The 18,714-nt window shown below is 39.7% G+C and carries 17 protein-coding genes and 1 tRNA gene; 7 read left to right on the top strand and 11 right to left on the bottom strand.

Going from position 1 to position 18,714, the window contains the following annotated elements:
• The coding region (locus IIB39_04785) for an MFS transporter (protein MCH8928017.1) at nucleotides 1-532 on the bottom strand (532 nt) is incomplete at its 3' end.
• A gap of 437 nt (nucleotides 533-969) precedes the next feature.
• Between IIB39_04785 and IIB39_04780 the strand changes: the two genes are divergently transcribed.
• Nucleotides 970-1,131 carry a hypothetical protein gene (locus IIB39_04780; protein ID MCH8928016.1) on the top strand — a complete coding sequence of 54 codons (162 nt, stop codon included), beginning with the start codon at nucleotides 970-972 and terminating at the stop codon, nucleotides 1,129-1,131.
• A 1-nt stretch (nucleotide 1,132) separates the two neighbouring features.
• On the top strand, nucleotides 1,133-2,233 hold the full coding sequence (locus IIB39_04775; GenBank protein MCH8928015.1) for a radical SAM protein: 1,101 nt from the start codon (nucleotides 1,133-1,135) through the stop codon (nucleotides 2,231-2,233).
• A 408-nt stretch (nucleotides 2,234-2,641) separates the two neighbouring features.
• On the opposite strand, the gene IIB39_04770 is transcribed toward IIB39_04775, so the two are convergent.
• From IIB39_04770 to eno, 9 genes are all read right to left on the bottom strand, one after another.
• Nucleotides 2,642-2,717 (bottom strand) — tRNA-Lys (locus IIB39_04770).
• Nucleotides 2,718-2,750: 33 nt separating this feature from the next.
• On the bottom strand, nucleotides 2,751-4,067 hold the full coding sequence (locus tag IIB39_04765; protein ID MCH8928014.1) for a bifunctional folylpolyglutamate synthase/dihydrofolate synthase: 1,317 nt from the start codon (nucleotides 4,065-4,067) through the stop codon (nucleotides 2,751-2,753).
• Nucleotides 4,068-4,079: 12 nt separating this feature from the next.
• Entirely contained in the window at nucleotides 4,080-4,907 is an 828-nt protein-coding gene (locus IIB39_04760) for a glutamate racemase (protein ID MCH8928013.1), read from the bottom strand.
• Between the two features lie 8 nt (nucleotides 4,908-4,915).
• Nucleotides 4,916-6,466: an N-acetylmuramoyl-L-alanine amidase gene (locus tag IIB39_04755; protein ID MCH8928012.1), complete on the bottom strand. Its 1,551-nt coding sequence runs from the start codon at nucleotides 6,464-6,466 to the stop codon at nucleotides 4,916-4,918.
• Nucleotides 6,450-8,351: a hypothetical protein gene (locus IIB39_04750; protein ID MCH8928011.1), complete on the bottom strand. Its 1,902-nt coding sequence runs from the start codon at nucleotides 8,349-8,351 to the stop codon at nucleotides 6,450-6,452. Before IIB39_04750 ends, IIB39_04755 begins: the two co-directional genes overlap by 17 nt.
• The gene (locus IIB39_04745; GenBank protein ID MCH8928010.1) at nucleotides 8,348-9,187 is read right to left on the bottom strand and encodes a hypothetical protein; all 840 of its coding nucleotides are present in this window, start codon (nucleotides 9,185-9,187) and stop codon (nucleotides 8,348-8,350) included. Before IIB39_04745 ends, IIB39_04750 begins: the two co-directional genes overlap by 4 nt.
• Before the next feature lie 12 nt (nucleotides 9,188-9,199).
• Complete coding sequence (locus IIB39_04740) at nucleotides 9,200-11,119, bottom strand: hypothetical protein (GenBank protein ID MCH8928009.1); 1,920 nt, start codon at nucleotides 11,117-11,119, stop codon at nucleotides 9,200-9,202.
• A complete protein-coding gene (locus IIB39_04735) occupies nucleotides 11,067-11,336 on the bottom strand; it encodes a septum formation initiator family protein (GenBank protein MCH8928008.1) in 270 nt (89 codons plus the stop codon). The genes IIB39_04740 and IIB39_04735 overlap by 53 nt, the downstream gene beginning before the upstream one ends.
• A gap of 96 nt (nucleotides 11,337-11,432) precedes the next feature.
• Nucleotides 11,433-12,722: a phosphopyruvate hydratase gene (eno, locus tag IIB39_04730; protein ID MCH8928007.1), complete on the bottom strand. Its 1,290-nt coding sequence runs from the start codon at nucleotides 12,720-12,722 to the stop codon at nucleotides 11,433-11,435.
• 208 nt (nucleotides 12,723-12,930) lie between these two features.
• Between eno and IIB39_04725 the strand changes: the two genes are divergently transcribed.
• On the top strand, nucleotides 12,931-13,302 hold the full coding sequence (locus IIB39_04725) for a hypothetical protein (GenBank protein MCH8928006.1): 372 nt from the start codon (nucleotides 12,931-12,933) through the stop codon (nucleotides 13,300-13,302).
• A 74-nt stretch (nucleotides 13,303-13,376) separates the two neighbouring features.
• Here IIB39_04725 and IIB39_04720 read toward each other — a convergent pair whose 3' ends face one another.
• Nucleotides 13,377-14,384 (bottom strand): hypothetical protein, encoded by a 1,008-nt coding sequence (locus tag IIB39_04720; GenBank protein MCH8928005.1) that lies wholly within the window; start codon nucleotides 14,382-14,384, stop codon nucleotides 13,377-13,379.
• A 238-nt stretch (nucleotides 14,385-14,622) separates the two neighbouring features.
• On the opposite strand from IIB39_04720, the gene IIB39_04715 reads away from it, so the two are divergent.
• The 4 genes from IIB39_04715 to IIB39_04700 all read left to right on the top strand — a co-directional run bounded on the left by IIB39_04715 (nucleotide 14,623) and on the right by IIB39_04700 (nucleotide 18,422).
• Nucleotides 14,623-15,276 carry a nitroreductase family protein gene (locus IIB39_04715; GenBank protein ID MCH8928004.1) on the top strand — a complete coding sequence of 218 codons (654 nt, stop codon included), beginning with the start codon at nucleotides 14,623-14,625 and terminating at the stop codon, nucleotides 15,274-15,276.
• A gap of 68 nt (nucleotides 15,277-15,344) precedes the next feature.
• Entirely contained in the window at nucleotides 15,345-15,653 is a 309-nt protein-coding gene (locus IIB39_04710) for a Dabb family protein (GenBank protein MCH8928003.1), read from the top strand.
• A 104-nt stretch (nucleotides 15,654-15,757) separates the two neighbouring features.
• On the top strand, nucleotides 15,758-16,948 hold the full coding sequence (locus tag IIB39_04705; GenBank protein ID MCH8928002.1) for a SpoIIE family protein phosphatase: 1,191 nt from the start codon (nucleotides 15,758-15,760) through the stop codon (nucleotides 16,946-16,948).
• 94 nt (nucleotides 16,949-17,042) lie between these two features.
• Nucleotides 17,043-18,422: a sigma-54-dependent Fis family transcriptional regulator gene (locus IIB39_04700; protein MCH8928001.1), complete on the top strand. Its 1,380-nt coding sequence runs from the start codon at nucleotides 17,043-17,045 to the stop codon at nucleotides 18,420-18,422.
• Nucleotides 18,423-18,714: the final 292 nt, after the last annotated feature.

Genomic DNA, 18,714 nt, shown 5'->3' with positions numbered 1-18,714 from the left:
GTCCGATATTCGGCTCTTTTACGGCGAGGATTACTCCGGGAATAACCAAAAAAGCGTGTAGATGAATCAGAAACGGATATCTCCACCCTATATCCGCCAAAACACCTGCAAGCGTTAAAAAAGTAAGTCCACCTATTCCGAGTGCCGCGCTTTGATAACCCATAAACCTGTTGAGCTGTTCTCCTTCATAGAGATCGCCGATAAGTGTAATTATCCCGCTCATCAAGCCCGCTGTGGCTAACCCCAATAGTGCTCGTCCTAAAAGTATTCCTGACAATGTCTCCATCCAGAAACCGGAACTCCCCGCAAAGCCATACAGTATCAGAGAAAATAATATAACCGGCTTCCTCCCCCATCTGTCGAGCAGTATACCCGCAAATGGGGCTGCGACTGCGATTACAAGCGCAGGCATCGTTAGCGTGAGTTTTACGAGAAATTCTGAGTTGGGCAGATGATTGAAATAATCACTCATTCCCGGCATTGCGGGAGAGATACCCACGCCAGTCAGAACGAAGAGCATACTCCCCAGCATTATAGTAAAATTTCGTATTCTAACTGTGCTCATTGGCTTAATGTAATCTTAATTAAAATTACATTACAAAGAAATATCAGAGTTAATGTGCTCCCGGAAGGAATCGAACCTTCAACCAACGGATTAAGAGTCCTATGCCATCTCTTTAATACCAACCGCTATAGAAGACTGGTGACCCCACGGTGACCATATTTTTCTACGGTTTGTTTGTCCCGATTTTTTTACATTATTAAAATAGAGGTGTTGTATAGTATATACGGACCTCATATCGGTAATGGGGATAAACTCGATTTGAAGCTCTTGGAGAAAAATTTTGGTATTTGAAATATCTATAGAGGTCAAAGTTATCATACTCTCTTTATAATTTGAATTGTATTGATGGCTACATTTTTTTATCCTGTTTACTTTCATCTTACTTAACAGGAGCCGGGAGGGGAATGGAAAACGGATATCATCACTGGAAGGCAAAAATGATTGAAGAAACCTCTCGCCAGATCTCAGAATCTTCTTGTTTTAATAAATCACATCCTGAACGGATTCAAGTATTTTATCAAGAAAATATCGGATCAGTTCACACATTAACCATAGAGGTGGAATAAGATGAATGGAATTGGAATTCAAACGCTTAAGTATAGAATCAAAAATGGAAGCCGGGCAGTCCGCAGATGGGTAGTTCCGTATGCGCAGTCAAGAATTTACGCGTCTAAATTCAGACCGGTGCTTGGTTATTTATATACCGAGTGGAAGTGTAACATTGACTGCCATTACTGCTGGGCTTATGATAACACTAAAAAAGGAATGTCGATAGAAACCGCTAAAAAATCTGTGGACTGGCTCAAGTCAACCGGCTGCCGTGTGCTGGCTCTTATGGGTGGCGAGCCTCTCATTCGTCGGAGTTTTATACTCGAATTAGTTGAGTATGCTACAAATCAAGGATTATTCGTATATTTGCCTACCAACGGCAGACTCCTGACGGAGGAATTCATCGATAAAATCGGCAAAACCGGAATCGCAGCAATAAATCTTGCAATTGACTGCGTGAAGGAAATTGAGGGACTTCCAAAAGCTCTCGAGCATATAGAACCGCAATTTGAGTATCTCGTCAAGCAACAAGAAAAATATGGATACATTATAGTCCTGAACATCAATATCACCAGTAAGAACCTGGCTGACGTCAAAGAACTAACAGAGATCGCTCATGAATATGGTATAGCGACAGATTATCATATCAACGAGGCGCCCTATATGGAACAGCCTCATTACAAGCATAAGGATACTGATACCTACATTCGTGAGGAACACTGGGAATCAGTTGACCAGGTATTAGATTGGGTCATTGAAAGGTGCAGGATGGGTTATCCAATGGTGAATGTCATAGAACATCTTGAGGATATGAAGAAATTTATGCGCGGCCAGGCTGTTGATTGGAAATGCCGAGCCGGTCATAACTCTGTCTTTATAAAAGCTGATGGCACGCTTTCACCCTGCTTTCCCCTATCAAATGCAAATAAGGATTGGGGAAACATTTCCGAGGGCTTCAGACTTGACCACGATGAGTTAAAAGAGCAGAAGAAAGAATGCACTCCGCATTGTCTTTCAACCTGCCAATATAATGTGAGTCATGTTTATCAGCTCGGGACAAGAGCACTGATGTGGGCGTTTAAACATGCCCGCATGGGTGGACGAATCGCGCATGCTTAGATAATCCGTTTTCTGGCATTGTGCCTGTGCAGGTTAGTTAACTTTGGTATTTGCGAAAAATAACAAAATCACTCGACTTCAGATGAAGCTCAAACTCTAAAATTTTTGTCGAGCCAGTAACGAACCGTATCATTAACATCTGAATCCGTTAAAGCTGAAAAGTTGTCTTAAAAAGCGGAGTTTTTGGATTAAAATGGAAGCTAATAAAAGCTTTTAACTAAGTTGATTTAGAAGAGTGAGATTAGTTACAAAATGATCCACTTCTAACTCGAAAACAGCCAATTTTGGTGTCCAAATATTACTCACTTTGTGCCAATTTGAGCGTTTTATGCTGTTTTTCTGGAATTTAGCAATGATACATAAAAACCGCTGTAACGGCTACTATATAAGCATTACAAGGGCTTTTATTGGTGCTCCCGGAAGGAATCGAACCTTCAACCTACGGATTAAGAGTCCGGTGCTCTGCCAATTGAGCTACAGGAGCATTACAGCGACGAAAATTAAATAGTTAGATTCATCATGTCAACGCTTTTATCTCAGGTCTGTCTCTCTTCTGAAGAAATGAACTGAATTTAGTATAGATATTTTCTGCAAAGTAATGTGAACCGAATATTATCAGTAGAGAGTCTTTATCCACTGCGTTCAATGCGCTTTGTAATGCATCATCAAATTCAAGAATTTTAACCGAATCAATTGCGCACTTATTACCTTCATCAGAAAGGTTTGATGCAGAAACAGAGTCATGACCGGGAATTTCAGAGCAGATGAGTTTTGTGCATTTACCTGAGAGCTCCTTTATTATTTTTTTATGGTCTTTTTCGCTTAGCAGCGCCAGTAGCGTTACGATTCGTTTTGTCGGATAATGTTTATTCAATGCTTTAAATAAATTTTTTACGGCATTCGGATTGTGAGCGACATCGTAAATCGCAAGCGGATCTTTAGAAACTATTTCCATTCTACCCCGAACAGATACATTGTTAAAACCGTTCCGTATTTCTTCCTCAGCTAATGACAAACCCGGCATATTGCGTAGCGCCGCAAGAGCGGATTGGATGTTTTCGATCTGGTGCTCTCCCATTAACGGAACAGAAATATCTTTCATCGGGATATTCTCGATTTCTGCGTCAAAGGTGAGCCCATCGTCTCTAAAGATTACCTTTGAAACAGTGCAAACTCCTGAAGCCATTAAAATTTCAACGTCTGATTCTTCGGCATGCTGTTTGATGACTTCTAATACTTCTTCTGAATTTTTTGAAACAACACACTTGACACCTTTTCTCATAACAAACGATTTCTCTTTAGCGATTTTCTTTATTGTATCGCCCAGATACTTCGCATGATCAATACTTATGGAACTGATAATGGTTATCACCGGATTTACGAGCATGGTTGTATCTAACCGCGCTCCCAATCCAGTTTCCACAACAGCGATATCAACTTCCATATCCGCGAAATATTTTAACGCGATGACAGTTGTGACTTCAAAAAATGACGCTCCACTCTTCTCAACGCTTTCTTTTAATGTTTCCGCATACTCAATTATCGCTTCATCGCTGATAGGCACGCCGTTAACTTTTATCCGTTCGTTGAAGTCAATGAGATGTGGAGAAGTATATAAACCTGTTTTTAGACCCTTCTCGCGCAAGACTGATTCTATAAGAGAGCAGGTTGAGCCTTTTCCATTTGTACCTGCAATGTGGACAGCGGGGTACTGATTTTGTGGATTACCAACTTTTTCTGCTAACGATCGGGAGATTTCAAGCCCAAGATGAATTCCAAAGGTTCTTAGTCCGAACAGATAATGAAGTGTCCTATCGTATTCTGAGGTACGCATAGTTCGATTTTTTTAGTTGGTTGCGTGCGACTCTATAACTTCGAGAGGAACAAGTTCAACTTCGGCCAACTCTTTTCCCAGAAACCGCTCCGCCATCTCTTTGAATTTAAATGGAAAGTCGGATACATAAAAACTATGTTTATCGGTATTCTCTTGAGAGGAATTCCCCAATCCCTGTTCATCAAGTATCTGCTTTAGCTCGCCGGCTGTTGCTTCAGCTGAATCAACTAATATAATTTTATCGCCCACTATTTCTTGGAGTACCGGTTTCAAAATAGGATAATGTGTGCAACCGAGAATTAGAGTATCTATGCCCCCTTCTATCAGCGGAGATAAATATTCCCGTGCGATATCCCTTGTGGTAGATTTAGATTCCCAACCTTCCTCCACGAGCGGCACGAATAGCGGACAGGCTGCTGCTGTTACCTCAATAGATTTATCAATATCCTGAATCGCCTTTTTATATGCGCCTGATGAGATTGTACCATGTGTGCCTATCACACCTATTTTTCCATTTTTTGTGCTTTCAGACGCCGCCCGCGCTCCGGGATTGATAACTCCAATGACAGGAATATCAAAATCGTCCTGGAGTATATCGAAAGCCTCTGCCGAGGCAGTATTACAAGCGATAATTATGGATTTCACACCTTTATCGTAAAGAAAAGAAGCGTCCTGCCGGGCAAATAATTGTACTACCTTGGGGCTTTTTGAGCCATAGGGCACTCTTGCGGTATCGCCGAAATATAGTATATTTTCCTGCGGAAGCTGCCGTGATACTTCTCGAACTACAGTCAATCCCCCAATTCCCGAATCAAATATCCCTATAGGTTTATCGTTCAATTAAACCTTCAATTTGATGATATTATCAGTTGTTCATATTTTCTTTTGAACTTTCGGACGCTCTCGTAAATCGCTTCGGCGATTTTCTGCTGATATTTCGAGGATTTTAAATTCTTTTCCTCTTTTCGGTTGGAAAGAAACCCCGCTTCTACATAAGCATGAGGCATAGAAGCTCCCACTAAAACATAAAATCCCGCTTGCTTTACTCCTCTGCTCGGCGATGAAATTTTCTTTCTTAATTCTTTTTCTATCATCGCCGTTAAGTCCTCCGATTCTCTCATAAAAGACGCTTGCGCAAGGGACGCTAAAATTAGTTTTTCATTCGCGAACTTACTATACCTCTCCGCGTTTTCCTTTTCTTCAAACCGGATTACTGAGTTTTCACGTTCAGCAACCAGGATCGCGCTTTCAGTTTTTCCGGGTCGGAGAAAGTATACTTCAAATCCTCTAACCTTCCTGTTCTTAGGAAAATCGTTCAGATGCACGCTGATAAATAATTTCCCCTCGTTCCTGTTTGCTATTTTCCCTCTTTCTTCCAATGAAACGAACACATCTTCATAACGTGTATACACAACTTTTACACCTAATTTTTTCTGAATCAATTTCCCAATTTTTTTTACAATACTAAGGGCAGCGTCCTTTTCTTTTAAGCCTGTAGGTCCGATAGAGCCGGGATCTTTTCCTCCGTGCCCCGCATCGAGAACTATCGTATCAATAAGCCATCTCTCACTATCTTTATGCAGGTTTTCTTCTACTTGTTTCCTGCTAATTATCATCGGTGTTCTTAATGATATTACTATCTGATGCGGATCGGTAGTTTGATATATTTCAGGGTTCTCCACTTCACCTTTCAATTTGAATGATAGCTGAGTAGATTCCTCCATTTGAACCGGCACCACTTTTATCACCGCTCCGCGAAGTATCGTTTTGCTGATTGCCAATGAATCACTTACTCCATTAACAATCGTCAGATACAGCCAGCCTAATTCCTTATTTACCCAGGCTCGATAAGAATCCAGCGGAAATTCACGTGTAGTGGAAATCTTTATCAGCGTACCGTTCGCTTTTTCCAGCAGCTGAACCCCTGTTATGTTTTCCAGTGCAGTCTTTATTTCGAGTATATTCGACTCTTTGCTGTAGCTAATCTTTTCATTCATTATTTTGCTAAGAATATCCATAAGAGGTATTACCGGAATAAGAATATCATTCTCTGAAGATAATGAAGGTACGGGAAAGTGAAGAATATCATCTCCATTATGGTCCTCACTCAAATCTTCCAATAACACAAACGAACTGTAAGCAGACAGTTTCATTCGCCACTGCTTAAACTTGATGTCCATTTTTTTCTTTTCTGCCGAATAAAATGTGCGTGCTTCAAGCAGTCGAGCAATGTCAATCCCGCTCACAAACGAAATATTATCCTTCTCGATTGTTTTCAAGATTTCGATTCTTCCCGGATCATTTGAATACACAACTTTGATTTCCGAGCCGTTCGATTCGCCAATAAAGATAAAAGCCAAAAGGATGGCGAGTGATACTTTTTTAAATAGATAAATCAATTTGAAATCCTATCCTTGTTTCTTCCGTGCTCTCGTTTTGCGCGCTCCTGCTGTAACGCTCCAATTTTACGGACGCTGAAAAATAAGTTGAAATATCTTTGCTTGCAAGAACCATAAATCTGTATCCTTTATTGTAAACTGCGATATTTCTCAGTACACCCGGAAAGTCATGTTCGTAAATATATATTCTTGAAGCAAAAGAATCCGTGTTATGTAATGTTACTGCGAGTCTGAGCATTATTCTGTTTGACAGACTCATACCGATGGATGAAGATAAAAGATAACCATATTCAGTTGAGTTTCCCTGTTCAACACTTATCCGTTCAATTTGCCAGTTTAAAGTCCTATTTGATGAAAACCGGTGTTTCAACTTCAGCCTAAAATTTTGTCTTTTCCTATTTTGCACAATCTTTCTTTCGATTCCAAATTCATCCGTTTGAAATTGATTCTCTTCCCTATTTGCCCCCCAGGCTCTTAAAGAAATTGAATTACTTCTGTTTATTTGACGGTTAAGCTCCAACCTATAATCTTCCCTTCGGCTCGGCGTTCCGATGGTTGCCGTAACCCATGGTCTTTTGTACAAATCTCGGAATCCGGAAAACGTTGTTATCTTATTCAGTTTCAGTTTTATTCCTGCATAAATCCCTTTTTCGTTATCACCCGCGCCGAAAGGATTTCCTCTCACTCCTCTGAACCCATCTTCATAATCCCGGTAAAGAATTCCTATTTGCGCTTTCTCATATACAGCCATCGCTCCATGGACTTGAGCTGTCTTTCCTCCATTGCTGCCGGCTACCTCACCAAATAGGCTGAAATAGCTGTGCTTGATATTATAGTCAACGCTCAATGATTTATATTCGCTTCCGGCAAAGTCGTTTATTTTATCAGGCGTTTTTAACGGATTTATTTCAGTGTCGTAATCAACAATCGCGAAATTAGCACCGATTTTATATTTTTTCGTATTCCATTCACTCCTAAAACCTATTATCATTTCCCGAACACTGTTTTTTCCCGCAATTTCACTTTCAGTTCTATGCAAGCCACTCTCTCTAAAGTTCAATACATCTCCCGAATCTGATAGCGCGGCATCCCGATTCAGTAACGAAGCAAATGCCAACGTTTTTATTTTACCGTATTGCCGACTTCCTGCAACTCCTCTTAAATTTCTTGTCTCCACAGCCGATTTGTAGGGCAGTATTCCCTTAGCCTGCTTTCTCATTGTCAGAATTGGATTGCCGCCCTTTATAAAGCTTCCATTTCCCCAGAACAATAATCCTTGACCAATCTCTAATGAGTAATCCCCGATAATTTTATTATATTCATTATTCCTGTTTTTACCGGCAAAGTAAAACGAAAAATAATCGACTAATTCTTTTTCGCCAGGGTCGCGCTCGATCAATACGCCTGCTGAATATCCATTTTTTAGTTGAGTAGCCGCTCTTGTATAATACTTATACGGAAATACCTGCAAACCGTTATCGGATGAATTTCGTATGACCCGATTTCTTATAGTAACCCGTTCAAGCTCAGGTTTCTTAAAGCCGAACCCCGAAATTGAAATCAATAAATCTTCTTGTTCTCGTTCCAATTGTAAAGATCTTATGTCTCGTGCATCGTTGAATAGTTCTCCCTGATTTCTAAAAGCCTTTACTCTTTTCAGTGTGGAGGCGTCTATAAGAGGATTCTCACTCAATTTTTCCAATGAATCTTCATTTAAATTTATCGTATCTCTGATAAATTCTTCAAGGTAATCATAGAGATCAGACGCTCCTTCTATTTCAGTATCAGAATTTATGTAATTTTCAAATTCAAAATCCTGACCAAAGAGCAAGCCCGTTTTTAATACTAAAAATATCAATACAGCCAATATTTGGAAACGGTTCAAAATGTAAAACCGAATGAAATGTTTTGTGTGGTGCCGAGGAATTGATGCGTGACTGCTGAATAGTCTATCGTGATTCCTTTTGATGTCAGCCCGAACCCCATAGAAATAATCGAGGGATTGTTCGAAACACCTAACCTCAAAAACTGTGATGGGAACAGTTCTATTTCGGCGCCAACCCGAAGTATATCACTAAAGCCTCTCTCTTTTTGATACTCTGTAATCACCTTAAAATTACTTGCCGGAAGGTATAACAATCCCAACCGCATACTCGGCGGTAGCGATTCTTCACCTGCGCTGACAGTTGGAGAATTTAGATTGCGAATGGTAAGACCAAGAATAAGATTATCTTTTAACTCTGCCAAAATTCCTGAGTTCATACTCATACTTCTTCCGACTCCATAGCCTTTTATTCTTACTTCCATTAGATTTAGAGAAATTCCGATAGATATATTTTTAAAAGGATTTTTTGCATATCCAACTGATAACAAATTTTCTCGGTATAGAGAAAATCCGAATCTCGAAGCTGACAATCCAAAAGCTCCGAATCTTGAAGGTATTGCCATTGCCAAGCCTGATTGGGATAATTCCTTTAGACCGAAGGGATGCGAATAGATCACGCTGAAATTTAATTGGCTCTGTTTCGTGAGATTAGCCACGTTTCCGAATAGGGCTAATTGGTCAGATGGAAGGGCAGAATACGAGCCTCCTAAAGCTGATGCCCTTGCGGAGAGTAAACGCTCTTCAAATGCTCCACCTGCCTCATTTATAAGAAGGAGATACGGGAGAATAAGTGATATTACAAAACAGCTCCACTGAGAAGTAATGTAACCGGGCATTCTATCTTTTTCTCACAGGAGCAAAGTACCTATAACCCTCACGGATTTTGTGTAATAAACGTCCCCTGATATATTTTTAACTCTCTGAATTCTTCCTTTTATGCTAAAAGTTTTATTTTTTTCTACTTTATAAGACATACGAAATACCGGCCCGATCCCTACAAGATTTCTAACCCGCTCTCCCTTACTAAGGAAATTGAGGAACCTCTTTTCCGTGCGTGATGATCGGGTAATCCCTACCAGAATGAGCATCTTTTTCATCGGTCGGTACGATAGATTTGCTTCCACGGACGTAATCCTCCTTTCCCCTACCCGTTGCTCCAAGAATTTATCCCAGACCAGCTTCCCGTCTTCTTCCAACTCAAATCGGGAAGACAACTGAAAGCTCAAATTCTCTTTTAATTCAATGGTTGTAAGCTGTCTGTGAATAAAATTTCTTAGAACTAACGATCTGACAGGTAAGATTTCGTCATCATAATCATAATCAAAATAATTAGCCAATACCACGAACGATTGTTTTGTTTTGATTTTCGACGAAAATATAATCATCATTTCAGATGATAATAAAAATATTCTGTTCCAGTGATTATCCGCGCTTCTCTCCCCGAATAAGTACACAATATGGTCTAAATTCATAGTCGCTTTCAATTTGATTCGAAAATCATCGCCGAAACGATGTTCGTATCCGGTCTCGAACAGCAATCTAAGTTCATCTCTGTCGTCGAAATTATTACTGTCAGGTGTGTCATATCGTAGTCGGTTCGATGATGCGAAAAACCCGATCGAATCATTTATCGTAGGATTAAACTTTAGAGATGATGATAAAATTAATGAGCCTGATTCATTGCCAGGTGATAACAGTGGGAGATTTACGTCTGTCAGTGAAGAAGAAACAGAATACTTTTGTATGTTACTCCTGAATCCGGCGTTGATTCTTCCTTTTAATTTATTATTGCCGAACGACACGCTGAGCTGGTTTTCGGCCGAATCATTTATTCTTCGTCGACTCACTTCTCCTATATCTTGTTGCGGTGATTCAAATTCAGTCTGTGCAAACCGAAATTTTGTCGCCCATCTGAACGTAACTCCATCTGATATTCTGTATCGAAGATTATTTCCAAATCCGCTCAATTTCTCCGTTCGCGTTTCTATCTCCCCTGCTTTATTTATGAAATAATCCTGCCTTTTCTCTCTGATATCCATATAGAATGAATCGCTTGTCGCTTCATAAAAATTTCGAGAAAATTTAATCGCTGCGTTTTGCGATTGGTTTTTTCTTTGCTGAAAACGTTCCCCGATAATTCCCGCATCAATTTCACTATTCCATCCCTCAATATTTTGTTTCCTTCTCCTTATTGATGAAACGAACTTAAATCCGGAGTCTTTTTGTTCCCTTCTGGAATCCCAAATTGGCCCTCCAGCCACCTTTAGATTGGTAAATGGGAAGGACCCATCATTTACGCCGAGCTGAAAATAAATTGTTTGCGTGTCGTTGAACAATCCTGTGTGTCGGTCTTTAAAGACGCTTGAAAACATTTCTGTTGAAATCTTTGATTTCGCAGTCAAAGGAATATCATATCTCACTCTGAATTTCTGATTATCCTTCCAGCGTGCTTCTGTGTTTCCGAACTCAAGCCGTGTAGTCTCAAAAAATTCTTTGACGCTGAAAAATCCCGAAGCGTAATTTCCCTCATGGCTTAAGCCAAGTTGCCACACACTTGTATTATTTCTAAGTGAATAGTTAACAGAATTTGAATCAGGAAAATTGATACCTAAGATATTGGACGATTGCGATTGTCCCAATAAAGATGAAGAGAACAGGGCGCTGATAAAATAGGGTACTATTGTTAAAACGATTGAAAACTTTGCTGAAATAGGATTACTCCTTCGTAATATTATCTCCCTCCGGAACGACTTTATAAACCTTTTCACCCTTTTTCGCCATCCCATATTTTTCACGTGCGAGTTTTTCCATATACTCGGGAACAAACTTAAGCTTTTCTATCTCTTCTCTAAGCCTTACTCCTTCTTCTTTCAAAGAATCAAGCTCCGCCTCAATTCTATTTTTCTCTTGAGTATATCTATACCATGAAATCAGGCCCCTGTCATTAAACAGGAATGCAATTGAAATCCCCGCCGCAACTGCCACAAGGAATAATTTTTTTATAATCCTGAATATTTGCTTGAGATCGAATCTTGGCTCAGATGGTTTAATAACAAAATCCTTTTGAATAATTCAGTCTGATTAGTTGCTCCTGATAATCCCGCTAAGTCCGATAAATTTTGCGGCATTTCCTAATTCATTTTCTATTCGCAGGAGTCTGTTATATTTCGAAACCCTGTCGGAACGGGAAGCCGAACCTGTTTTTATTTGCCCCGAACCTGTAGCTACCGCCAAATCAGCTATCGTCGTATCCTCCGTTTCGCCGGAGCGATGTGATATAATGTAACTAAATCCATTCGACTTGGCTAATTCAATAGTTTGTAAAGTTTCTGTTAGTGTCCCGATCTGATTTAGTTTTATAAGTATTGAGTTACAGGACTTTTCATCAATCGCCTTTTGCAAGAAAGTAGAATTTGTAACAAGGAGATCATCGCCTACCAGTTGAACCTTATCACCGAGTTTTTCATTCATAAGTTTCCAGCCTTCCCAATCATTTTCGTTAAGACCGTCCTCTATTGAAAGTATCGGATATTTGCTCAACAGATCATCGTAATAATCAATGATCTCTTCGGTTTCTAATTTCTTATCATCGGATTCAAGAAAATAATTATTTTCTTCCGCGTTGTAAAATGTGGATGCAGCGGCATCAATCGCTAAAAATAACTTCTCGCCGACAGTGTGTCCCGATTTTTCCGCTGCTTCTAAAATAATCTCAATTGCTTCCTCATTAGAAGATAAATTCGGTGCAAACCCTCCTTCATCGCCAACTGCCGTAGCAAGTCCTCGTGATGAAAGTTCTTTCTTCAAATGGTGGAATGTTTCCACGCCCATTCGAAGCGCTTCTGAAAATGATTCCGCTCCCGCCGGAAAAATCATAAACTCCTGTATATCAACATTATTGTCGGCGTGCTGACCGCCGTTGAGTATATTCATCATCGGAACCGGCAGAATATATTCATCACCCTCTCCAAGATACTCATAGAGTGGAAGATTTAAAGAAATCGCCGCTGCCTTGCTCACTGCCATTGAAACGCCTAATATGCTGTTCGCCCCAAGAACGTTCTTGTTTTCTGTTCCGTCCAATTCAATCATCCGATTGTCAATATCTTCCTGCTCCGTCGCTTCCATTCCAATTACTTCCCGGGCGATAGCGCTGTTTACGTTTTCAACGGCAGAAAGAACTCCCTTTCCGAGATAGCGTGAAATATCATTATCTCTCAATTCGAGAGCCTCATGCTCTCCTGTTGATGCTCCTGAGGGTACAATTGCATTCCCGACTGAGTCATCTTCTAAGATTACGTCAACGGATACCGTTGGGTTTCCGCGCGAATCCAATACCTCAATCGCTTTTATTTCTTTTATCAAACTCATAGAATAGATTTCCTGTTTAAATAGTTAATATAAAGCATCTGAATATAAATTTAACTAAGAGAAGAGTCAAACTATTGAACGGTATGATTTATTCATCTGCTGCTCAGTTGAGTAATTTGCAGCAACATATTTTTTGTTTCTTGATTTATTACGATAGCTATACTACCTTAGTAGCATATTCAGCCGTACAAAATATTTGGAGTAAATTATGGAAAGACGCACCTTCATAGTTAAAGCCGGAGCTCTGTTTTCACTCCCGCTGATTATTACAGAAATCGGATGCGACGCTTACGGCGATTCAGACGATGTGACAGCTCCTGCGGGTGACAGTTCGGACTCTATAACTATAAATTCAACATTGAATTCAGGTCATACCCATTCTGTCTCTGTCTCTCTCGCAAATGTTGACAATCCGCCTACAATGGATCTGACGATTACTACCTCACGAAACTCAAGCCATACTCACAAAATTACACTCACTGAAAACGATTTTGTGAAGCTCGCTAATATGGAAACTATAATTGTTACCTCCACGACCGATTCAAGTCATTCCCACACATTCAGTATTAAAGTTTCATAAGAGGAAAAGAAAAGAGCAGCCGGTGGCTGCTCTTTTCATGAAATCAATTATCTGATTTTCATATCAAAATCGGATCAGTCATCATCTTCGTCATCTTCATCCGGATCATCGTCTTCATCCGACTCTAACTTTCCATTTTTATCTTTGTCTTTCCCGTAATCAGCAGACTCTTTTATGTTATCTTTGATGACCCTTCGGATTTTTTTGTTATCGCCATCTTCATCCTTATCAAGAATAATAATCGCCTGACCTGTGGAATCCTGTGAAAGAGTTAAATCATTAAAATCTAACATATCGCGGTTAGTTTCTATATCGTCGAATGCGAACCATTTTGCCTGTCGAAAGGCGATTATAATCTCATTTACAGCTCCTTCAACTATATCAAATCCGAGAGAGGTATCCGCAAACGTTGAATCTGATCCCGATAATAAAAATTTCTCATCAAAATCGAACGAGAGAAAAAACGGAATATTGGTGACTTGACTATCTGCCGTAGCGCCGGTATAAAGGCCTTCTAGATAGATACTATTGCCAAATAACGGATCGCTTTCATCCACTAACACTGTGGTGCTGTCATCATCTTTCTCGCCGCCTTTAATCTTATGTAGCTTTAGTTCTATTTCGGTATATGTGGCTGCGATTATCGAGATAGTGTCCAGCGATGGGCTGACGGTATTGGTAATAAGGTCAACTACATATGGACCTTTGAATTTTATATTCTCATTTTCATCTTCTTCGTCTTCCTCATCTTCAGACTCCTCTTCGCCATCCTCATCTTCATCTTTTGCCTTAAGCTTAATATCTTTAAGCGCTAACCGGGCGTCTGTCAGAGTAAGAGTACCTATTTCAATTCCAGCTACGTCTTTAACCGACAGAATTACGGAATCTGCCGCGCTAAAGTTTGAGATTCCTTTACTTAAACTCGTACTTGGCGCTGTGCCCTGTATTGAGAGGGAAATGCCTGCCCTTGTTAATGTGGTATTATTATCACCGGGTGCCACGACAGCGTCATCCGATTCACACCCTGCGCTTGTAAGAAATAACGCAGACAAGCTTAATATTATCAGTATTTTAGTAACCATCTATTGTTTATTCTCCTTTAACATTCTACGTTTGACATACGATTACTTCTACTATCTTTTCTATTAAAAGTTCCGACATTTTTTGCTTTGTATCACATCGTCTTCCATCACGTATTTTTAAATGTTACTGTGATTAAACGGCTTCTCTCCGATATTTATCTTTGTAGAATTCTTTATTTGAGATAACTTTATCTCACTTAAATAATGCAGGCTTAATTTTACTCAATTGAGGATTTAAATGATGTTAAGTAGATTACAATATAGCCGATTTTCGAATGATGAAATGTCAAAGCGGTCTTCTATTTATTTGAATTCATTGAATAGCCGTAGAAGTGTTAGAGATTTCTCAAACGATCCTATTGCTGAAGAAATTATTATAAACATTGTATCATCAGCCGCTGCGGCTCCCTCCGGAGCCAATAAAGAGCCATGGACTTTCGCTATAGTTAAAGACCCTGAACTAAAGAAAAAAATCCGGACAGCCGCAGAAAAAGAAGAAAAAGAGAATTATGATCACCGCTTCCCTGATGAATGGCTAAATGATCTTAATCAGTTCGAAACCGACTGGCACAAAGAATTTCTGGAGGATGCCCCATACTTAATAGTAGTATTCAGGCAGGTATATGGAATTGATGATGATAAGCGCACTAAGAATTATTATGTCAACGAGTCAGTTGGAATAGCAACCGGTTTTTTATTAACCGCCGTTCACAATGCCGGTTTGGTTGCTCTGACACATACACCGAGCCCTATGGGATTCCTTGAAAAAATATTAAACAGGCCGGAAAACGAACGGGCGTTTTTGCTTATACCTGTTGGTTTTCCCGCTGAGGATGCGAAAGTGCCTGTCCTTAAGAAAAAACAATTTGAGGATTATGCCGTAATCTATTAACAGATTGATCTTAGAGAAAATGGCTTGTTTTTCAAATAATTAGTGTATTTTAATTAGCAAGGTGAAATATGTTTAAGCATATCGTTATGTGGGAATTAAAAGATTCGGCAGCCGGAAACAACAGCATCGAAAATGCAGTGCTAATTAAATCTTCTCTTGAAAAATTACCGGAGTTGATTCCTCAGATCTTAAAATATGAAATCGGCATTAACATTAGTGATTCCCCGGCTTCGAATGACCTTCTACTTTATTCCGAGTTTAAGAGTAAAGAAGATTTTGAAATTTACCGCGATCATACCGAGCACAAAAAAGTAGTCGATCTTATTCGTGAACGAACAGCCAAAACGCATGTAGTGGACTATGCCGATTCTAAATAAGCTAACTCGCCACGCCGGAAGCTTTTCTGAAAAATAATAAGAATATAGAATCTCTTCAAAGAGAAATTGACCATTTGTCCTCTATCATTAGAGCCACAAGACTCATGAATACCACACTCGATTTAGATCTGCTGATGGAGCGTATCCGAAAAATAGCTATGGAAGAATTACAGGCAGAAAAGGCCACAATATTTTTGGGAGACGAGGTCAAGCAAGAACTCCATTCCGCTTATCTTGAAGACACATATCTGAATATTGATCTCGCTTTTGGCTCCGGTATTGCCGGAACAGTAGCGAAAGAAGGGAAAAGTATAATAATCGACGACGCGCAGAACGACGATCGTTTTTATAAAGGTGTGGATGAATTATCCGGATTCATTACAAATACAATTCTTTGTTCCCCGATGTTTAATAAAGAACATAAGTTGATAGGCGTTTTCCAGGCTTTGAACAGTAAGCGCGGAAAATTTTCTAAGGACGATGCGCGTTTTTTGGAGGATCTGTCTATTCAGGCAGCGCTTGCTATAGAAAACGCATGGCTGTACGCCGAAGCAAAAGAGAAAAGAAGATTAGAAGAAGATCTTGATCTTGCCCGTGACATTCAAACAAAACTGCTTCCACTTTCACTGCCTGATACTCCAGGCTATGAAATTGCCGCTATCAACATTCCCGCCCAGGCTGTAGGCGGAGATTATTACGATTTTATGGTGGTGGATGATGAAGGTCTTTACTTTGCTTTGGGTGACGTATCCGGAAAGGGAATTTCAGCCGCCCTTCTTATGGCAAGCCTGCAAGCGAGTTTCAGGTCTCAAGCGGCGGCATGCGCTGAAATCGCTGATCTGACTTCATCACTTAATAATCATATATTTAACTCTACTCCATCCACCAAGTACATCACTTTTTTTTCGGGAATTCTCCAATTTCAGGATGGATCGGTCAAGTACTGCAATGCCGGGCATAATCCTCCATTGCTGATAAAAAACGATGGATCTTCCGAATATTTAAAGACCGGAGGAATTCCCCTGGGTTTTGTTTCGGACACCCCTTATGGGAATGAATCTATGCGGCTTTCCCGGGGTGATATTCTTTTGCTTTTCTCAGACGGAGTTACGGAGACATTCGATGAAAATGAAGTGGAATTTGGAGAGTCAAGATTATCGCAGCTGGTAGCGAGTAACAAAAATCTTGACGGCAATGAAATTATCAATCTTGTATTAGCAAGTCTTAAGGAATTTTCCGGTGAAGATATATTCCTTGATGATGTTACAATGTTAATCATAAAATGCCTCGCTTGAGTGTCATTTATCTAAAAACTTATATACGCTGTTGCATTTGACCCATTTTATAACTATATTATCTTAATATGTATCAAATAAACCGGAACAATCAATGGCTTCTATTTTTATAATTGATGATGATAACATAATTCGAGAAAATCTTAAGGATTTTCTTGAACTTGAAGGCCATGATATCAATACGTTTTCCACCGGGGAAGATGCTTTATCCCGTTTGAGCCACGATACCCCCGATATAATGCTTGTTGACCTTCGTCTGCCCGGAATTGATGGTCTTGAGCTGCTTGAAAAAGTTAAGGACAGATCGCAAAATATCGAAGTGGTGATAATTACGGGACATGCGGATGTTTCAACTGCTGTTAAAGCAATTAAACTCGGCGCACGTGACTATATCAAAAAACCGTTTGATATGGATGAAATTTCCATAATCGTCCAAAAGGCTGTTTCTGCGAGAAAGATGGATGAACATTTGGCATATCTCCACAAGGAAGAGCAAACCAGATTAGGATTCGGCGAGATTATCGGTACCAGTGTAGCTATTAAGAAAATTTTTGAATTTGTCCGCGATGTTGCACAATCTCCTAAAACAACAGTTCTGATAAGGGGGGAGACAGGAACAGGAAAAGAGCTAGTTGCGCGTGCCATTCATAACAACAGCAATCGGGCGAAAAAGCCATTTATTGAAGTTAACTGTTCCGCATTTCAAGAGACGCTTCTTGAAGCGGAGCTCTTTGGGCATGAAGCGGGAGCATTTACAGATGCAAAAGTACAGAAAAAAGGTCTTGTAGAATTATCTCATGAAGGTTCTTTTTTCCTGGATGAAATCGGCGATATGAGTGTCAGCCTGCAATCTAAGGTGCTTAAAGTTATAGAGGAACAGGTCTTCCGAAGAGTTGGCGGAACCAAAGTAATATCTGTTGACACTCGAATTATTAGCGCTACATCCCGAAATTTAGAACAATTTGTAGCCGATGACAAATTTCGGCAGGACCTGTATTATAGACTGAATGTGGCAATGATTGAGCTTCCGCCGCTCAGAGAACGGGACGAAGATATAATATTGCTCGCTGAACATTTTGTCGGTGTTTTTAATACTGAATTCAAAAGAAATATCAGAGGTATTTTACCTGATGTGAAAGAACTGTTTATGAATTATTCCTGGCCCGGAAATGTGAGAGAAATAAAAAACGTAATGGAAAGAGCCGTCCTGTTTGAAAAAGGAGAATATATTTCCAGTGACAGCATCAATATATTTGTTTCTTCAACGGCGCATTCTCAATCTAAAGATGGCATATCAGCGGATTTCATCATCAATGACTTTCCTGAAAAGGGTATTTCCCTTGAAGATGTTGAAAAATCATTAATATTAAAGGCACTCGAATCAACCAATAGAAACCAGACAAAAGCGGCGAAATTGTTAGGTATTTCAAGGGAAACCATAAAATATCGAATGAAAAAGTTTAGCCTTACCTGATTACTGCCAATCAAATAAACCGGTCTATATAAACCATTCCTGTCATATCAACCTAATAACAGTTGTTCTCTCCACATTACTTCAGCAATAAAAATCGAAATTAATTAATTTTTTATAGTGCTTTAGCCTTAATATTTCACTATATTACAGCCGTAAGATCCCATCCTTAGTTAGAATTTAATTTTTGCGGTACGCATTGATTGGCACAAGCTTTGCACTGAGCAGAGCTGGTTATTGTTTATCAATAAAATTTATAGAGGATATTTGGGACAAACACAAAACAAATAGGGTG

This window comes from Candidatus Neomarinimicrobiota bacterium (genome assembly GCA_022573815.1).
GTDB lineage: Bacteria > Fidelibacterota > SORT01 > SORT01 > SORT01 > JACZTG01.
Note: the sequence above shows the minus strand (reverse complement) of the source record. Positions and strands in the feature narration are given on the sequence as shown.

Bases quoted from the DNA above. Each gene is read 5' to 3' on its own strand.
- IIB39_04715 (MCH8928004.1), top strand. From the start codon at position 14,623: ATGATGTTAAGTAGATTACAATATAGCCGATTTTCGAATGATGAAATG.
- IIB39_04780 (MCH8928016.1), top strand. From the start codon at position 970: ATGGAAAACGGATATCATCACTGGAAGGCAAAAATGATTGAAGAAACC.
- IIB39_04725 (MCH8928006.1), top strand. From the start codon at position 12,931: ATGGAAAGACGCACCTTCATAGTTAAAGCCGGAGCTCTGTTTTCACTC.
- IIB39_04765 (MCH8928014.1), bottom strand. From the start codon at position 4,067: ATGCGTACCTCAGAATACGATAGGACACTTCATTATCTGTTCGGACTA.
- IIB39_04775 (MCH8928015.1), top strand. From the start codon at position 1,133: ATGAATGGAATTGGAATTCAAACGCTTAAGTATAGAATCAAAAATGGA.
- IIB39_04745 (MCH8928010.1), bottom strand. From the start codon at position 9,187: ATGCCCGGTTACATTACTTCTCAGTGGAGCTGTTTTGTAATATCACTT.
- eno (MCH8928007.1), bottom strand. From the start codon at position 12,722: ATGAGTTTGATAAAAGAAATAAAAGCGATTGAGGTATTGGATTCGCGC.
- IIB39_04705 (MCH8928002.1), top strand. From the start codon at position 15,758: ATGAATACCACACTCGATTTAGATCTGCTGATGGAGCGTATCCGAAAA.
- IIB39_04710 (MCH8928003.1), top strand. From the start codon at position 15,345: ATGTTTAAGCATATCGTTATGTGGGAATTAAAAGATTCGGCAGCCGGA.
- IIB39_04720 (MCH8928005.1), bottom strand. From the start codon at position 14,384: ATGGTTACTAAAATACTGATAATATTAAGCTTGTCTGCGTTATTTCTT.
- IIB39_04700 (MCH8928001.1), top strand. From the start codon at position 17,043: ATGGCTTCTATTTTTATAATTGATGATGATAACATAATTCGAGAAAAT.